This window comes from Alteromonas sp. DYW1 (genome assembly GCF_059752595.1).
The window spans coordinates 240,502-256,993 of the sequence record NZ_CM186038.1; the positions used below are offsets into that span (position 1 = coordinate 240,502).

Here is a 16,492-nt window from a genome sequence, read left to right on the forward strand (position 1 = left end):
TGTTGTTTTTGTTATTCCGCTGAAGGAATACTCACAAGGGGGTATAAAAAAGCCGACCCGTGTTGAGTCGGCAACTAACGCGTGGATGACGTTAGAAAGTGAAAGTCATCATTGCCCACAGTTTATTGGTGTCGACCGCGAAATCATCGGCACTGTAGTTGGCATATCGCAGTAAAAAGTTTGTATTTTTATATACAGGATAAGTGGCGTTGAAATTAAACTCATTGCCGTAGTCTATTGAACCTACGTCCGATTCAAACTGGTGCCATACGCCTAATAGTTTCAGCTTACCAATACTACCGGACGCCTTGATGTAGAGATCGTTGATCCCCTGTCCAGGCGTAGCAAGAAACTTATCAGCGAACCCCTGAAACTTATGCAGAGTCGCCAGAGGCGTTGTGAATCCTTTGCCGTTATCGCTACCAAGTGACTCGTAACCTATTCCAACGTTGACCGCTGATAATTTAGTGTTTAACTCTAATGCTAGGTAATCAGTGGAAAAGTCTGTTGGATTGTCACCGGTTTCATTTTGACGTGCATAAGCCGCGTGAACGTTTACGGCAGAAATCTTACCATTGTAACTTACCCCGAATGTGCGAGTCGCGATGGCATTCGCAGTGTCGAAGTCAAGCTCATAGGCGAAACCTGCCACCTTGTGATCAGCATTGATTTTATATGTGACGTTCAACAGATGTATGTTGCCACCCAAATCCGAATTTGGGCTATCTGTACCAAAAATTCGATTTACGTTATGTACATAGCTGTAGTCAACATTCAGGCCTGACTGATTGTCGTATCTTAGACGATAGCCATCATAAGTCTGTTCATTTTGACGCCAACCAACACCACCGACGAATCTTTGATCATTGTGATTGATGCGTTGTCGACCTGCCGTAAAATGAAGTGACTTGGTCTTGTAACCCACATAAGCTTGGTTGAAATCTGAGCCAATCGGATCTGCAACGACAGGATAGTTGGTATTGCCATTGACTGTACTATTGAAGTTTTCGTTGCCCAAAGCGGTTACGTTATCGAACTCTATTTGCGTATAGAAGCCCCCAAAATCTGCACTTTTATAACTAAGGCGGGTAAGCAACGTTGATGCATTCGCTTCTTTGTCAACGTTATCCTGGTCAACTCGCTCATATCGATAACGCAGTTTAACGTTTGCGTCACCATCAGTAATAGCTTGTTGGAAATCAGCGAAACCGGTTGCAACCGAAACATTTGGCATTAACAAACCTGCAGTACATATTGTAGCGATAGCCGTTGCTAATCGAGTTTTCATAGTATTCTCCTCACTAAATGCTACGATGAATACTACGCCTTAAAAAATATAAAACCATTAAAAATCATTCAGATACCTACACTTACCCCTTACTTGAAAATTGTGGTACTCCGACTACCTATTTTGGGGAATTGCTGGTTTATGGCTTGAGTGGTAAAAAGAAATGCAACTATAGTTGTGGGATACACGATGAAAAAAGAGCTCACCACAAAGCAAGCAATGCGATACAGCCGCCACATTCTGCTATCGGATTTCGATCTGGATAAACAGGAAACGTTGGTTAATTGCAGCGTGTTAGTGATTGGCGTTGGCGGACTCGGTTGTGCTGCAAGCCAATACCTCACTGCAAGTGGAGTTGGTCATCTCACGCTAGTCGATGACGATACAGTTGAGTTAACTAATTTGCAGAGACAAGTATTGCATACTGAGAAATCTGTGGGCGCAAATAAAGTTGACTCAGCACAACAGGCACTTAAGCAAATCAATAGTGAAGTCAAGATAACAACACACTGTTCACGCCCAACGGAAAAGCAACTGGAGGAGCTCATTGCCAAACAAGATGTTGTGCTGGATTGTACGGACAATCTGGAAAGTCGAAACAGGATAAACCAAATATGCTACCGACGATCTATTCCCTTAGTATCGGGGGCTGCTATCCGAATGGAAGGCCAGGTACTGTGTATTGACCCACGCCAACAAAGTGCATGCTATGCGTGCGTGAGCCACTTTTTTGGTGAACAAAATCTGTCGTGCGTTGAATCGGGTGTCATGTCACCACTTGTTGGAATTATCGGTTCAATGCAGGCGCTTGAAGCCATAAAGCTAGTCACACATTATGGTAGGCCACTTTGCAACCGACTACACCTGTATGACGCTATGCAAGCCACCTGGAGTGAGTTTAAGGTGCCGAGACAGCAAGATTGTCAAATTTGTGGGGAAAAACTCTAACTATAGTGCGGCCTGCACAATTTCATAGTACTTTGTGAGGGCACTGACCAATACGCTCGGAAATGCACTTGTATCCAATTCATCAAGAAAATTCTTAATCTGTAAACCTAACTCAGTGTTGCCAGTTACCAGCAGTTTGCGTTGAAAAAAAAGGGTGTCGGGATCCTGTTCTCTTACAGCAATACTGACTAAACTATCGATATCGCAACTAAAAGTAACGTCAGGTTCTTGTTCGATCTGTGTTTTTACTACAATTGACTGCTTTCTGAGTCCAGAATGTTGGACTTCTCGGACAGTAATAAAAAACTGGTATGGAATGTTGCTAATAATTATTGCTAACCAATGCCCTTCAAGAAAATGAAGTGATTCATCAGCTACTTGCTCCGCTAACAAATTTGACAATGTTGCCTGTGCCACCCATGACTGAAACGAAGATGGCAATCTACTAAATGCCTTTGTTATGTCTTTCGGTAATACTATCAATTGATGTTGCAGTCTTTTTTTCACAATGCGAATTAAAGGATTACTGCATGTCTGTGAGTTTAACTTGTGCCACAACGTATCGAAAGGTGTGGTCTTATTCATAGGCAATACCCCATAAGATTGAGTCGCGGTATTTGAGCTTCATTCGTTAACTATCCAGCAACAGCTCGATCCCAGGCTTCTTTCGCACCTTGCTTGCCATTTTTCATTTGTATGAATAAATTCAGCATACTTATCTCTCGACTGAGTTTGTCTGAATTAGGATCTACCGGTATTTCCAATAGTGTTATCCCACAATTTGATTCAACCGCGCTTTGTAATTGAGTCCTTAATTCTCCTATTCTTTTGCACTGGAACCCTCTCCCGCCATAGGCTTTAACCAGCGTGAGCACATCAAATCCGGGGCTCGAACAATGATACATTGCGCTTTCACCACTTTTGCCAAGGTGGAAGATGTTGTTTCGCATATAAAGGATAACAACCGGAAGATGCTCTCGTTGAAAATGAATTAACTCATTTAATTGAAAATGAAAGCCGCCATCACCGGTAATAACAACCGCAATGTCGGACGAGTTTGAAGATTTAAGGGTCTTAGCCACAGCTCTCGCATAGGGCAGACTACTACCCATAGCACCATACCAGGGATTGGTGAGCCAAGACCGACAATGACTTGACCGCTTAGTCTCTAAACTATAAGAAGCAAAATACGAATTACCGATTTCTGGCAGATAAATTAACGAAGCAGATAGCTGACTTTGCACATCATTGAGGACATCTGCAAGATTATGGAAGTCGACGCTGTCATTATCGTCTATAACCGGACGACGCTTTTCTTCTAGCAGAGTTTGAAAAACAGGGATGTCGCTCGCCATTAAGTTTTCAAAGACATGTAGCAAACCTTGTTGATTTTGAACGGTCCCTTTTACCATGGTTTTATTTTCAAATGATTGAATAACATGCGTGCCTGAGCCAAAAGCATTATTCGTATCTTGACTCTGGATACTGGTATCGACTTCCAAGATGTAATCAACTTTCTGTTCAATGTAGTGTCGCACGTGGTCAGGACTAAAGACACCGTTATAGCTTCCTACGGATAGCGGATCAGACTCATCTAATACACCTTTTGCCAACCAGCTAGTTGCATAAGGAATATTGAACTTGTTCACAAAGTTCCGCAGTTGTTCACATAATCTTGTGTTCAACTTGACGTTCTCGCCAACGAACAGAAGTGGATGGCTGGATTGATTCAATTTTTCAACAATGTGCACAGCGATATGCTGTGCACCATCTAACACATAGGTCTCGCGATTTACGTCGCCAGGTGTTTGTGGCAGCTTCAATGCCTGAGTGGGCTCAAAGACTAAATCACGGGGTATCTCAATGTAAACAGGCTGTTTATTGGCATAGGCCTGAGCAACCAATTGAAAAAACCGTTCAGCTGCCATATTAGGCTGACTTTTCGATCTTGCGCCTTGCAATCTTTCAGCTCTCATACCTAATGCACGAAATGACTCCAAGGCACAGTCATATTTCATCATCCATTCAGAGCTGGAGGCCACACTATGGTGCAGCAGCGTGTCAGAAATTTCTTGCTCACCAGGAGCTCCGGAAATAAATACCACTGGCAGCTTCTCGGCCATTGCAAGTGCCGCTGGACTGGAGCAAGGCAAACTACCCACGGTGAAAGTTGTCAGCGTTGCACCTAACCCTGAAATTTGAGCTTGCGCACAAGCAGCATAGCCTGCGTGCATTTCGTTACTAGAAGGCGCAGTGTCGAGTTTTCCTTCAAAAGCGCTGATAATATTATCCGCAAAATCACCACCTACCCCAAACACTGTCTTACATCCAAACAGCGTCAGGATGTCAGCCATCATGTCACCAAGTAGAGGAAGACTTTTAGCGTATTCAGTACCCAGATTTTGCGCGCAGTGCGCACGCATATTCGCGCCCACCATAACTTGCTCCTGACCATTCGGCCTATTCAAATCAACCGGTTGATTATGTGCCTATGTGTGGCGTTTAACAAAAGCTCTTTGTTGGTACCCACAAAGAACAACAGCTACCTATTTGTATCAATTGGCAAATGGCACTGGTTTTACAAAAATAGAGTTGGTTTTGGTTTTGTAAGTTGAAGGCGCTATGGAATTACTATGCCCTGCGGGTAACCTCTCTTCTTTTAAAATGGCGATCGACAATGGCGCAGATGCGGTCTACGTGGGTTTAAAGAATGATACGAATGCCAGACATTTTGCCGGCCTTAATTTTACCCAAGAAAGACTGGAAGAAGCCGTCGCTTATGCGCACGACAGAGCAAAAAAGATACATATCGCTATTAACACCTATGCGCATGCTGAACAATGGAATAAGTGGAAATTCGCTGTCGATGCCGCCGCAGCGCTCAATATTGATGCCCTGATAGTTGCCGACATGTCAGTACTTGGTTATGCTGCAGAGCGTTACCCAGATTTAGAGTTACATTTATCTGTACAGGCATCTGCAACCAATGCAGGTGCTATCGAATACTACCAAGAGTGCTTCAACGTGAAGCGAATCGTCCTTCCGCGCGTGCTATCAATTCATCAGGTAAAGCAGTTAGCGAGAAGTACCAATATTGAACTGGAGGTCTTTGCATTTGGTAGTCTATGCATCATGGCCGAAGGACGATGCCACCTTTCTTCGTATCTAACCGGTGAGTCACCCAATATGAATGGTGTGTGTTCACCAGCAAGTCATGTTCAATGGCAGGAGTCGGATGGTCGTTTAACATCCAGATTGAACAATGTCTTAATTGATTCCTACCAACCACACGAGCAAGCCGGTTACCCAACTCTCTGCAAGGGGCGTTTTCAGGTAGATAGTAACACTAAGGCGTTTCATGCACTGGAAGAGCCTACTAGTTTGAATACACTGAGTCTGCTACCGGAATTATTTAAAATTGGCGTCACCGCATTAAAAATAGAAGGTAGGCAACGAAGTAGTGCCTACGTAAAACAGGTAACTAGAGTTTGGCGCGATGCTATTGACTACTGCAGTAGCAATATGAATGTAAACGCTCTGCATGATTGGGAAAAACGTCTGGAATCCTTATCGGAGGGAAGCTGCACGACTTTGGGTGCCTACCACAAGTCGTGGCAATAGCAAACAAGCCAATCTTTTTGGTTATTTGATTTTGTAGGAAAACCATATGCAATATTCTCTCGGCCCAATTCTCTACTTCTGGCCTAAAGCACAGGTTGAGCAGTTTTACGACAAAGCCGCCCAGAGTGAAGCCCAAATTATCTATTTGGGAGAGACCGTTTGTTCGAAGCGGCGTCAATTAAAGATGGCTGATTATATCGCTATTGCAACAGCGCTTGCCGATAAAGGTAAGGAGGTCATACTCTCAACTATGACCTTGTTGGAAGCACCTTCGGAATTGGCTCAGGTGCGTAAATATTGTGAAAACGGTGAATTCCTCGTTGAAGCCAACGATATGGCCGCCGTGAATTATTTACGAAAATTAAAGGTGCCGTTTGTCGCAGGCCCAGCGCTCAACATATATAACCACAAAACACTGGATATATTGTCAAAGCAGGGAATGAAACGCTGGTGCATGCCCGTCGAACTCTCGAAGGATAAGCTTTCCGAAATCCTTTCAAAATGTGATGCCATAGGTATTAAAGATAGATTTGAAGTTGAAGTATTCAGCTATGGTCATTTACCACTGGCATATTCTGCTCGTTGTTTTACTGCTCGCTCGGAAAATCGTGCAAAAGACAATTGTGAGCTGTGCTGCCTTAATTACCCGCGTGGTCGCGTTGCATCGAGTCAGGAAGGGCAAACACTTTTCGTACTGAACGGTATTCAGACGATGTCAGGGTATCGTTATAATCTAATCAATGATCTCAAGACAATGGAAGGGTTAGTGGATATTGTTCGAATCAGTCCTGAGGCTGACAGTACATTTGAAGCTTTGACAGATTTTGTGCAAGCCAATTCGATATCTCTTTCTGGTGATGAAACCAATGGCTACTGGCATCAGATTGCCGGATTAACGCCTCTAGGTTCCAGTGGACATATTCGATAAGGCTCGCAACCAATGGATTACCTGCTATTAAAACAAATACACATCGTGTTGGCAGTAACTACACTTGTAAGCTTTGTAATCCGTGGCTACTGGATGATAACTGATTCAAGCTTGCTGCATCACAAATGGGTGAAAACTATTCCCCACGTTATTGATACACTTTTACTCAGTACCGCTGTTACTCTGATGGTAATGGCAGGCTTCTATCCATGGATTTTCGACTGGGTAGCCGCAAAAATACTGTTGCTCCTGTTGTACATTGTGTTTGGAACCGTAGCATTGAAGCGTGGCAAAACAAAAACACAGCGCATAGTCGCGTTTATTGCCGCGCTCTTATGCATCGGTCTGATATTTAAATCTGCATTCAGCAAATTTATGCTTTAAGTATATTTATCCTGGTCTTCCGTCCACTCTGGGTGCTGACAGTACAGGCAAGTATTTAAAGAAAAACAAACCGAATGCTACACACCATAGACAACCTGCAAATAGCCAAAATTGAATCGTCCACTGTGGCCATATCGCTATTGCAATAGACCGCACTATCGCACTGATCACAACAGCAAAAAAAGCGACGCTCATTAGCTTTCCAACTTGTAACATCCTGCCGGTATGCCCAAGTGAAACGCGAGACATCATAGCTAAAATCATGCCCCCTATGACGCCAACGGTTAAACTGTGGATTGCAGTACTTAAAGTAATACTTACACCAAAGAAATGCAGGCTTAGCAAGCCTAGCCCTATCGGAATGAACAGCATATTAAAATGCAAAGACCATACGAGTGGCACATTTAAAGTGACCCAGATGCGCCACCTCCACTGACGTAATGCATGAATCATGGCTGCTGTCAGGCATACAATGCCCGTCAACATCGTAATATCCGCAACATCTTTGAGTAGCAATAAAACCAACACAACCACAAGGCTGGCTAAGGCTGCCATTTCCAACCACTTTATAGGTAGTACTTTGGTCGTTTTTGTGCCATTTGCTGTAAACATCGGAATGACTCTGCCACCTAAAAAAGCCACCAGAAATGTGACTAGCAACGTCATACCCTGCATACCGCGTGACTGCCAAGCTGCATCAAAACCTAGGCTGGGTAGATAGGTGAAAAGGTTCATCACTGACATGAGTACTAGTACAGGAATAAAAATCAGATTTCGATACTGGTGTATTTTGACCACCCGTTGACCGACAAAAAATGCTGTTAACGGTAAGAACATCAAATCGACAATCATTGTCAATGGCAGCGTCGGCGTCGAGCCAGACAAAATCAACAGCCGTGCAAAACCCCACAGGGAGACTAACAGCAGTAGTTGCCCTCCCTTGATACTTGGGATATTCGTCCAGGTTTGAACAGCGGTGAGTAAAAATCCAGCGATTATCGCTGCCGTGAAACCAAACAACATTTCATGACTATGCCACCAAAGCATACCGTTAAGTGGCTCAACAGAAACAGCGCCCTTTAAAGTCAGCAGCCACAACGCTATGGATAAGGCTGCAAACAGACTACCGAACAAGAAAAACGGCCGAAACCCTAAACGTAGCAATGGAGTAATTTTTTGCTCTTGTTGATTATCCACGATGTCTAACATGCCAATTAATCCTGTTCGAGAAAATTATGTTGTTGCGCTGCTAACACTCGGCTTTTATATCGCTCGCGTTTTATTGCCAAATGCATTAACAGCATACAGACTGCTAACACGCCGTAAAGCAGCATAAAACACGCACTGTAGACGCCGGCAATGTCGACTGCCAATCCAAAAAGAATAGGGAGCGTGCAACCACCTAATGCGCCAAGCATGGCGACCATACCACCGACGCTTCCCATCTGTTCGGGATAATAGTCGTTGATGATTTTATATACGCTGGCGCGCCCAAAACCTTGCGCTAAACCAATCAGTAAGAGCAAGACAGTAAACACCCAAACATTCAGTTCAATGTAAAGTTCGACATCTTTATCCACACCATGAATGGTCATTGTCGTTGGCGGATAACTCAAAAAGAAAAGACAAACTAAGCAAATCCAGAACACCCCCCAGTTGACATTCCGCGCGCCAAAACGATCAGCAAACCAACCTCCGGCAGCACGTGCCATGCTGGAGCTGATAACAAATAATAAAGTTAGAGCCATGGCTTGATTGAACGGCAAAGCGTAGGCATTCACATAGTACTGGGGAAGCCAAAGCAATAGCGCTAAAAAACTGCCGAAAACAAAGTAGTAGTACAGTCCAAATCGCCAGACGCGCGCATGCGCTAATGGCTTAATAAAAAACGCCAGCGGTTTCTGTTTGTTTTGCTGTTTGAATTTAGGTGGTGACGGCGCGGCTAACCAAAACGCAAAACAGGTAATTAAAACCATTGCGCTGTAGGTGGGCCCAATAGTGTTCCAACTCCAAACATCTCGTATATAAGGCACAATTATTAAACTGAGAGCCGCACCAGCGTTGCCCGCGCCGAAGACTCCCATTGCCGTGCCTTGCTCTTTACTGTCAAACCAGTCCGTGAGGTAGCGAATACCAATGCTAAAAGAGACCCCCGATATTCCAATTAGTAACCCAACAATCACGTAGCCTGAAAAACTATCAATACTGGGTAATAAAACTAGTGGTGGAACAGTGATAAGCATCTGCAGGATCAGTATCATCTTTGGCGAGTATCGCTCACACAATAAACCTGCTGGCAACCTCAATAATGCGCCAGTGATAATTGGTGCAGAAAGCAGAATACCAACCTGAGTGCTGGACAATTCAAGCACTTGCTTCAGTTCAACACTCATTACTGCATAAAGCGTCCAAACTGAGAAGTTAATAGCAAACACGAGCGTTGCCAATATTAAAGCTCGCGTTGCCTGCCCGGAGTGTGAAGCTGTCAAAAACCTACCCGATAATAAACAAAAACCAGTATTCACTATAGCGTTCACAACGCGGCAACTCTATAAACCAGGGGGGATGCTTGACTAAGGTTTAAGTTACTAATTACCCCTAAATAGGTAGTCGCTGAAAATATTAAGCCACTGTTTTTAATAAATTAATTCAGCACTACGACAAGGCTTATATCGGCTACTGTTGGATATTTACCTACCCACAAAAAACTGAAACTTACCGCCTAGATGCAATAGGAATCAACCCGCCTTCGTTTACGCTTGTAAGAGGGGAAACAACTATTCGGCGATCAATGAATCTACAAAAGTGCCAATTTTTGCCACTTTAAATACAGCTGATTACCACCTTTTGGGTACTCGTAAGGCATTGTAATTACTGGTTATTTTTTATTGATTCAAGTCAAAGACCACGAGCCCAAAGAGCTAATAATTAGTAACAGATAACAAATCCATGCGGAGATTCCCATGACAACTGAAAAATTCAATATCTTTAAATTTACTGGCAAGATGAAAATACTCCATCTGTCTTGGATGGCGTTCTTTATTAGCTTTCTGGTTTGGTTCAACTTTGCTCCGTTACTTCAAGCAGTAAAAGAAACTTTAGGACTGACAACCGACCAGGTTAAAACTCTGCTCATTTTGAACGTTGCGCTCACCATTCCGGCCCGGGTTATTATCGGCATGTTGACAGATAAATACGGGCCGAGGCTGGTCTATTCAGCTCTACTGGCTATCTGTTCCATTCCCTGTTTCATGTTTGCTTTTGCAGATAGCTTCGTGCAAGCAGCGATTGCCCGCTTCTTGCTCGGTTTCATCGGCGCTGGTTTCGTTATTGGCATAAGAATGGTGTCGGAGTGGTTCCCCCACAACGAACTTGGCACAGCGGAAGGTATCTATGGTGGTTGGGGTAACTTTGGATCTGCCGCCGCCGCATTTACCTTGCCAACAATTGCGGTTTTGTTTGGCGGTGAAGACGGGTGGCGATATGCGATTGGCTTAACGGGTGTAATAAGCTTAATTTTTGCTTTTGTTTATTATGCCAATGTGACTAATACGCCAAAAGGTTCAACATACTTCAAACCCAAAAACTTAGGCGCTATGGAAGTGACATCCAAGGGTGACTTCTTCTTACTTCTGCTGATGAAAGTGCCAATGTATGCGGCAATTGCTCTGCTAGCCTGGAAACTATCTCCAAGTGGTGTGGACATTCTCAGCCAAACCATTGTGAATTCGATTTACGTTGGGTTGTTTGGCTTGTATTTACTTGAAGTTTATAAAGTCTGGCAAGTCAACAAAGAAATCTTTACCAAAGAAGTACCAGAGTTACACCGCTATAATTTCAAACAAGTCGCTGTACTGGATATTTTGTACTTCACTAACTTCGGTTCAGAATTAGCTGTGGTTTCAATGTTGCCACTTTTCTTTGCTGAAACATTCAGCCTTGATCCAGTGTTAGCGGGTTTAGTCGCGGGTGCCTATGCATTTATGAATTTGATGTCACGCCCAGCAGGCGGTTGGATCTCTGACAAATTTGGCCGTAAATCCACACTCATGATTCTAACCGCAGGATTGGCAGCAGGGTATGCGTTAATGGGCTTGGTTGATGGTACATGGCCATTATGGTTAGCAGTCGTTATTGCTATGGGCTGTTCATTCTTTGTGCAATCTGGCGAGGGTGCGGTGTTTGCTGTCGTCCCATTAATCAAGCGCAGAATGACAGGCCAAATTGCGGGTATGACCGGTGCGTATGGTAATGTTGGTGCAGTCACATTCTTAACCGTCCTTTCATTTGTCGACTACAGTACGTTTTTCTACGTCATTGCAGCGACCGCGTTAGTTGGCTTATTCACGCTAATATTTATGGATGAACCACGTGGTCAAATCGCTGAGATTGCCGAGGATGGCACTGTTCACATGATCGATGTAAGTTAATAGTAACTCGTCAGTAAAAGGCATCTCTACAACAGGGATGCCTTTTCCCCAACCTAGACTATATCAATGCAATCAGAGCACACTCAAAAACACGACATCACAAACGATGCAACGCTTGTTGTTGCTGCAGGTTGTGCTTCTATTGCAGGTGTTAAGCCAGTCAATGAAGATGCAGTTGCTGTGCATACGCCGACTGATCAACATGCCATGTCGTCGAAGGGCACAGCCGTCGTAATAGCTGACGGTGTCAGTAGTGCCGAAGCGGGCAAAGAGGCTAGTGATTATGCAGTAAAACACTTTATCGAAGAATATTTCCGCACGCCTGATACGTGGTCAGCAAAACAAGCCGGACAAAAAACACTAACTACTATCAATTTAAACTTGTTCAAGCAAAGTCACGAATTCACCCACCAGGAAAAAGGCTATCTATGCACGTTTAGTGGTCTTGTACTCAAATCGAGGACGGCTCACTTTTTCCACGCTGGCGATTCAAGGATCTACCGTTATCGAGCAGGCACTATTACACAGTTGACACGAGATCATTCAATCAACATTGGCGGGGGCAAAAGCATTCTCGCCCGAGCCGTAGGGATGGATAACGTCCTACAAGTCGATTACGGAAAATCAGTTTTGGAAGAAGGTGATATATTTCTTCTGACAACAGACGGGGTTCACGATTTCATTGATTCAGAGAAACTGAGCGATTTCCTGAGTGATGAACGTGAACCTCAACAGCAATGCGAGCGCATAATTGCTGAGGCTAAAATGGCAAACAGCGACGACAATATCAGCTGTGCGATTGCCAAAGTCGAAAAACTGCCTGCTGAAAGCCGTGATGATTTCAATACCAAATTAACCCGATTGCCTTTTCCGCCGGATCTTGAACCCGGCATGAAGCTGGATGGTTACCGAATTGATCAGGCATTGTTTGCCAGCAGTCGCAGCCAGGTTTATCTCGTTACTGACTTGGAAACTGATGAGCAAATGGTGATGAAAACACCATCGCTCAACTTTCAGGATGACGTGCATTACATTGACCGCTTTATTCAGGAAGAGTGGATAGGTAAACGTATCAATAGTGAGTACGTGGTCAAGATCATAACCCAGAATCGCCCACGAACCTGTTTGTACTACCTAATGGAGTATGTGCCGGGTATTTCACTTGATAAATGGATGGTTGACCATCCGCTACCGTCTCCCAAGATGGCTATCACACTGGTAAAACAAATCGCTGCTGCGTTAAAGGCTTTTCACAATACAGAAACGATTCATCAGGATCTGAAACCTGCAAACATCATTGTTGATGATGCAATGAAGATTAAAGTGATTGATTTTGGATCTGTCTTTGTTGCAGGTATTGCTGAGATTTTTATACCTATAGAGCATCTTGGTGCGCTTGGCACGGCTACATACTCAGATCCCTATTACTTACAAGGCAGAAACACCGGGATCCAAGGCGACATCTATGCATTGGCCACCATTACTTACGAATTATTTACCGGCGAACTACCCTATGGGGAAAAGATTGAGCAATACGTCAACAGCCATGACTTTGATAAGCTGCGGTATATAAGCGCCACAGACCACAACCCCATTATTCCTCTATGGTTTGATCGTGCGTTGGAAAAAGGTGTGACGCTCGACACGCCAAAACGATACAAACGACTACAAGACTTTGTCAATGATGTAACTCGGCCTAACCCCGAGTTCTTAAAAGATGATCCCGCAATCGATAACAGTAAAGGTTTGCTTTTCTGGCAAATGATGTCGGCCTTTTGGGTTGCCATGCTGATATTGGTTGTCATTTTGTTTTCGACCACAGGGTAACCACTATGGAGTCGACAGTAATGCAAAATCTGGTAACCCAATTTTTCAGTGTTGATCACGAACGACTTGATTTGCTATTTCGCATGTACCGGGAAAATAAACAGAACCAACGCTACAAGGCTGTTTTACTCTTCGACAAATTTAGTGAAGGATTGAAACGACACATTCGGTGGGAAGAAGAATTGCTGTTTCCCATGTTTGAAAAAGCAACAGGTATAAATGATACGGGCCCAACGGTGGTGATGCGACATGAGCATGATCAGATTAAGGCTATGCTTGACGAAATTAGTGAAAGCTTAAAAAACGACGATCATTCAGAAGCACTCGAAAAAGCCCTGTCAGAACTGCTTCTGCTACACAACGAAAAAGAAGAGCAAGTGCTTTATGTTCAGTGTGATCGAGCTCTGGCAGAGGAACAGTTGCTGGCGCTCTTTTTGGATATGTGAATTGACAGTGTCTGAAGATAAAAAAATTATGAATAGTTGAGCGGAAGCGACTTAATTCACGAGCCATTTCCCCAGAGTATCTGGTTATCATAAGTTGTTTAGAGAGGTAAAGATGGGTAGACCTCACATAGAGTTTATTCAGGTGCAAAAGTTACCCTGGACTGTAGCCAAGCGATTTCCAGGTTGTGAAACTAAAATCCTGAGTTTCGACAACGACAACCGATCATACACTGCTCTTCAAAGACTCCCAGAAGATTTTCATCAAGCAGAAGACACTCCAATTATGGCTAGTGAAGAGTTTTACGTACTCGCTGGTGTATTTCATCTTAACGGACTTGAGTACACACCAGGGTGCTATGGTTATTTCCCGGCTGGACACCCAAGAAGTGGCTTACTCGTTATGGAAGAAACTGTCATCTTGAGAATGTTTGGTGCAGATGTAAGTAAAGCACCAATAGACAGTATTGCAAAACATGCTCGTGACTGCCCGGCCGTGAGTTATCTAGATACCTACAGGATGCAGTGGGACACCAAGCTTCATGATATCAAACTTGCTCATCTTGGATTAGCCAGAAAAAATCTACGAATAGATCCAGTAACTGGCCAACGGACTTTCTTGTTTATGACAGCTCCACAGACGCATCCGTCAAATTGGCGTGGCCCATTGGAATCACACCCGACACCAGAAGAGGCGTATTTAATCTCTGGCGACCTCACTGGTCAAGCGGGCACAATGGTACAAGGCGCCTATTTTTGGCGCCCTCCAGAAATCCCCCATGGCCCATTTGGCTCTATCGGGGGAAGCATGAGCCTGATTCGTTTTGTTGGCGGAAAACATGTAAACATTTGGAGTGAAGATGAGCACGTATTTTCATACCGACAAGCATACAACCCAACGTTACCAGAAATACTGAAACCCTACGCGGGAGCAATCATTCGAAAGTCGAGTTACTAATGCACTCAAGAATAGGCCATAGCTTGCGCTACAGAACGCCGAGACGTCCAATGAACAGGCGATGCTTTACCTATCCTTAATATCAGCTGTGGATATTTCAGAGACTGCAAAACCGCCGGTAATTGCTTTCGAAGATCGGGCTCCTGAATAGCTTGATTCATGTATGAAACCGACAGACGATGATGTGCAAGCCCAAGTAAGAAAAACGTTAATAGTCGACCAGTATTCAGCCAGTCTGTTTTATCATCATTAGCGGTGGCAATCACAGCAAATGTCGGGCTCCCATGGCGGCACTTGTCGACATTATACTTGCCAATGCTGCTGCCCCAATTGAACCAATTCAACATCGGCTTAGATAATAGGTTTGGAAGTGTGGTTTGGTAAAAACCATGCCCCGTTAGGCCATCTGGTTTTAAGCTCAACATAGACCGCTGCCACGAAGTAAATTCGAATCGAAACTAGGGCTGTGCAAACTGGCGTTTGACCGCTCTTTCAATCATGTCTGAAAACTTTGCAATCGCGGCAATATCTGTTGAATGCGACAGTTGAACTGCAAGCGAATTGGCGTAGCCCTCTACACTATCGAATACTTGATTGGGTGGTTCAGTATTATCAAAATACCTTCGGTTAGTTTGCCTGTATTTGATAGCATGAAACCACGCAATGTCATCATCAGACGGGTCGAAGTGTCCTGCTATATTGATATGCGCCAACAAGTCTCTTTCAGTCGTGTTTTCATACTTTATTTTGACCGCAGAGCCAAAATAATGAGCGGCAACTTCGATCATGCCTATGGCTGCACCACAGCTGATTATTGCTTCACGAGAGTGAGGATCAACAAACCTGGACACTCGTTGTTTGTCGAGAATGATATCCAATCCGTATTTGGATAGCCTAAAGCGCCAAGGTTGGGCATTATAATGAGACGGTGCCAGGATCGCATAATTCAATAAAAACGTGAGTTGATGCAGTTCGTCACCATTAAAAGGAAACAAGCCGTCTTTAATTTCTCGAACGTTATCGACCATGACATTTAACCGTCAGATTAGTTTAAAGTATAGCCTGTTGTAGAAGAAACTTGCCATTTTCAGACCGCAGCAAACCAAGAGATAGCTTTGGAACTTAAACTGGCGCTGTTGTTACATGGTTAAGCATGTGCTTCTGACTCAAAAAGAAACCCAAATCCATAACTTTACTAATTAGCAGTGATTTCTATCGGATTTTCGTCTCTATCAAACACGACATAGCGAAAAATATTGTTACCGGTCATCACATCGTTAGTCATTTTGTTTAGATAGGGTTCCGCAGCATCTGTAGTAGGAGGCTTATTTGAATCGCCCCCAAGACTGGCTATAAATACAAAATCCCAGTCTTTGTTAATGCTATCTGCCTCCCTCACTAAAGCGGCAAATTCAGACAGCTCATCAGGCAGTTTATCCACTACCATTTTGGGTTCAATGGAACCTTTTTTATCTTCTCGCTTTCTGCTTTTGTTGGTCTCGTCTGTTTTTGCGAACAAAAACAACAAGCGCTGCTTTTCGCTTTGCTCTTGCGCTTTTAATAAAAGGTCGGAAAACATACCAGACATAACAATGGGCCCCTTGAAAGTTTCTGACTAAAGCGTACACATCGATCGAACTTTATGCCATTGCGCACAAGGGGTAA

Annotated in this window: 16 protein-coding genes; 8 read left to right on the forward strand and 8 right to left on the reverse strand. The window is 43.9% G+C overall.

Annotation, left to right across the window (positions count from 1 at the left end; translation table 11 throughout):
• Window positions 1-91: 91 nt before the first annotated feature.
• Window positions 92-1,288, reverse strand: coding sequence for an alginate export family protein (locus tag AC121Z_RS01100; protein ID WP_498125934.1), 1,197 nt, complete (start codon window positions 1,286-1,288; stop codon window positions 92-94).
• 189 nt (window positions 1,289-1,477) lie between these two features.
• Here AC121Z_RS01100 and AC121Z_RS01105 point away from each other — a divergent pair, with 189 nt between their 5' ends.
• On the forward strand, window positions 1,478-2,236 hold the full coding sequence (locus tag AC121Z_RS01105) for a molybdopterin-synthase adenylyltransferase MoeB (protein ID WP_498125935.1): 759 nt from the start codon (window positions 1,478-1,480) through the stop codon (window positions 2,234-2,236).
• Here AC121Z_RS01105 and ubiT read toward each other — a convergent pair whose 3' ends face one another.
• Together ubiT and AC121Z_RS01115 are read right to left on the reverse strand one after the other, a co-directional pair.
• Window positions 2,237-2,821 (reverse strand): ubiquinone anaerobic biosynthesis accessory factor UbiT, encoded by a 585-nt coding sequence (gene ubiT / locus AC121Z_RS01110; RefSeq protein ID WP_498125937.1) that lies wholly within the window; start codon window positions 2,819-2,821, stop codon window positions 2,237-2,239.
• Window positions 2,822-2,871: 50 nt separating this feature from the next.
• Window positions 2,872-4,674 (reverse strand): thiamine pyrophosphate-dependent enzyme, encoded by a 1,803-nt coding sequence (locus AC121Z_RS01115; RefSeq protein WP_498125938.1) that lies wholly within the window; start codon window positions 4,672-4,674, stop codon window positions 2,872-2,874.
• Between the two features lie 184 nt (window positions 4,675-4,858).
• Here AC121Z_RS01115 and ubiU point away from each other — a divergent pair, with 184 nt between their 5' ends.
• From ubiU to AC121Z_RS01130, 3 genes are read left to right on the forward strand one after another with little or no spacing between them, the layout of a single operon-like run.
• Window positions 4,859-5,857, forward strand: coding sequence for a ubiquinone anaerobic biosynthesis protein UbiU (gene ubiU, locus AC121Z_RS01120; protein ID WP_498125939.1), 999 nt, complete (start codon window positions 4,859-4,861; stop codon window positions 5,855-5,857).
• A 46-nt stretch (window positions 5,858-5,903) separates the two neighbouring features.
• A complete protein-coding gene (locus AC121Z_RS01125) occupies window positions 5,904-6,785 on the forward strand; it encodes a U32 family peptidase (protein WP_498125941.1) in 882 nt (293 codons plus the stop codon).
• Between the two features lie 12 nt (window positions 6,786-6,797).
• Window positions 6,798-7,169, forward strand: a complete 372-nt coding sequence (locus AC121Z_RS01130; protein WP_498125942.1) for a SirB2 family protein — start codon at window positions 6,798-6,800, stop codon at window positions 7,167-7,169.
• A gap of 6 nt (window positions 7,170-7,175) precedes the next feature.
• Here the strand turns inward: AC121Z_RS01130 and AC121Z_RS01135 are convergent, their stop codons facing one another.
• Window positions 7,176-8,378, reverse strand: a complete 1,203-nt coding sequence (locus AC121Z_RS01135) for an NnrS family protein (protein WP_498125944.1) — start codon at window positions 8,376-8,378, stop codon at window positions 7,176-7,178.
• A gap of 5 nt (window positions 8,379-8,383) precedes the next feature.
• A complete protein-coding gene (locus AC121Z_RS01140) occupies window positions 8,384-9,658 on the reverse strand; it encodes an MFS transporter (protein WP_498125946.1) in 1,275 nt (424 codons plus the stop codon).
• A 474-nt stretch (window positions 9,659-10,132) separates the two neighbouring features.
• Between AC121Z_RS01140 and AC121Z_RS01145 the strand changes: the two genes are divergently transcribed.
• The 4 genes from AC121Z_RS01145 to AC121Z_RS01160 all read left to right on the forward strand — a co-directional run bounded on the left by AC121Z_RS01145 (window position 10,133) and on the right by AC121Z_RS01160 (window position 14,827).
• Window positions 10,133-11,599, forward strand: a complete 1,467-nt coding sequence (locus tag AC121Z_RS01145; RefSeq protein ID WP_498125948.1) for a NarK family nitrate/nitrite MFS transporter — start codon at window positions 10,133-10,135, stop codon at window positions 11,597-11,599.
• 66 nt (window positions 11,600-11,665) lie between these two features.
• Window positions 11,666-13,426 carry a bifunctional protein-serine/threonine kinase/phosphatase gene (locus AC121Z_RS01150; RefSeq protein WP_498125950.1) on the forward strand — a complete coding sequence of 587 codons (1,761 nt, stop codon included), beginning with the start codon at window positions 11,666-11,668 and terminating at the stop codon, window positions 13,424-13,426.
• A 20-nt stretch (window positions 13,427-13,446) separates the two neighbouring features.
• Complete coding sequence (locus tag AC121Z_RS01155; protein WP_498125952.1) at window positions 13,447-13,872, forward strand: hemerythrin domain-containing protein; 426 nt, start codon at window positions 13,447-13,449, stop codon at window positions 13,870-13,872.
• Window positions 13,873-13,984: 112 nt separating this feature from the next.
• On the forward strand, window positions 13,985-14,827 hold the full coding sequence (locus AC121Z_RS01160; protein ID WP_498125953.1) for a cupin domain-containing protein: 843 nt from the start codon (window positions 13,985-13,987) through the stop codon (window positions 14,825-14,827).
• A 5-nt stretch (window positions 14,828-14,832) separates the two neighbouring features.
• Here AC121Z_RS01160 and AC121Z_RS01165 read toward each other — a convergent pair whose 3' ends face one another.
• The 3 genes from AC121Z_RS01165 to AC121Z_RS01175 form a co-directional block, all read right to left on the reverse strand.
• The gene (locus AC121Z_RS01165) at window positions 14,833-15,252 is read right to left on the reverse strand and encodes a hypothetical protein (protein WP_498125955.1); all 420 of its coding nucleotides are present in this window, start codon (window positions 15,250-15,252) and stop codon (window positions 14,833-14,835) included.
• Between the two features lie 33 nt (window positions 15,253-15,285).
• Window positions 15,286-15,855 (reverse strand): hypothetical protein, encoded by a 570-nt coding sequence (locus AC121Z_RS01170; RefSeq protein ID WP_498125957.1) that lies wholly within the window; start codon window positions 15,853-15,855, stop codon window positions 15,286-15,288.
• A gap of 167 nt (window positions 15,856-16,022) precedes the next feature.
• Window positions 16,023-16,415, reverse strand: a complete 393-nt coding sequence (locus tag AC121Z_RS01175) for a ribonucleotide reductase subunit alpha (protein WP_498125959.1) — start codon at window positions 16,413-16,415, stop codon at window positions 16,023-16,025.
• Window positions 16,416-16,492 lie beyond the last annotated feature (77 nt).

What these genes read in the sequence shown, in the direction of transcription:
- AC121Z_RS01160 (WP_498125953.1), top strand. Translation starts at nt 13,985, where the DNA reads ATGGGTAGACCTCACATAGAGTTTATTCAGGTGCAAAAGTTACCCTGG.
- AC121Z_RS01175 (WP_498125959.1), bottom strand. Translation starts at nt 16,415, where the DNA reads ATGTCTGGTATGTTTTCCGACCTTTTATTAAAAGCGCAAGAGCAAAGC.
- AC121Z_RS01170 (WP_498125957.1), bottom strand. Translation starts at nt 15,855, where the DNA reads ATGGTCGATAACGTTCGAGAAATTAAAGACGGCTTGTTTCCTTTTAAT.
- ubiU (WP_498125939.1), top strand. Translation starts at nt 4,859, where the DNA reads ATGGAATTACTATGCCCTGCGGGTAACCTCTCTTCTTTTAAAATGGCG.
- AC121Z_RS01150 (WP_498125950.1), top strand. Translation starts at nt 11,666, where the DNA reads ATGCAATCAGAGCACACTCAAAAACACGACATCACAAACGATGCAACG.
- AC121Z_RS01105 (WP_498125935.1), top strand. Translation starts at nt 1,478, where the DNA reads ATGAAAAAAGAGCTCACCACAAAGCAAGCAATGCGATACAGCCGCCAC.
- AC121Z_RS01115 (WP_498125938.1), bottom strand. Translation starts at nt 4,674, where the DNA reads ATGGTGGGCGCGAATATGCGTGCGCACTGCGCGCAAAATCTGGGTACT.
- AC121Z_RS01125 (WP_498125941.1), top strand. Translation starts at nt 5,904, where the DNA reads ATGCAATATTCTCTCGGCCCAATTCTCTACTTCTGGCCTAAAGCACAG.
- AC121Z_RS01130 (WP_498125942.1), top strand. Translation starts at nt 6,798, where the DNA reads ATGGATTACCTGCTATTAAAACAAATACACATCGTGTTGGCAGTAACT.
- AC121Z_RS01135 (WP_498125944.1), bottom strand. Translation starts at nt 8,378, where the DNA reads ATGTTAGACATCGTGGATAATCAACAAGAGCAAAAAATTACTCCATTG.
- AC121Z_RS01100 (WP_498125934.1), bottom strand. Translation starts at nt 1,288, where the DNA reads ATGAAAACTCGATTAGCAACGGCTATCGCTACAATATGTACTGCAGGT.
- AC121Z_RS01145 (WP_498125948.1), top strand. Translation starts at nt 10,133, where the DNA reads ATGACAACTGAAAAATTCAATATCTTTAAATTTACTGGCAAGATGAAA.
- ubiT (WP_498125937.1), bottom strand. Translation starts at nt 2,821, where the DNA reads ATGAATAAGACCACACCTTTCGATACGTTGTGGCACAAGTTAAACTCA.
- AC121Z_RS01155 (WP_498125952.1), top strand. Translation starts at nt 13,447, where the DNA reads ATGCAAAATCTGGTAACCCAATTTTTCAGTGTTGATCACGAACGACTT.
- AC121Z_RS01165 (WP_498125955.1), bottom strand. Translation starts at nt 15,252, where the DNA reads ATGTTGAGCTTAAAACCAGATGGCCTAACGGGGCATGGTTTTTACCAA.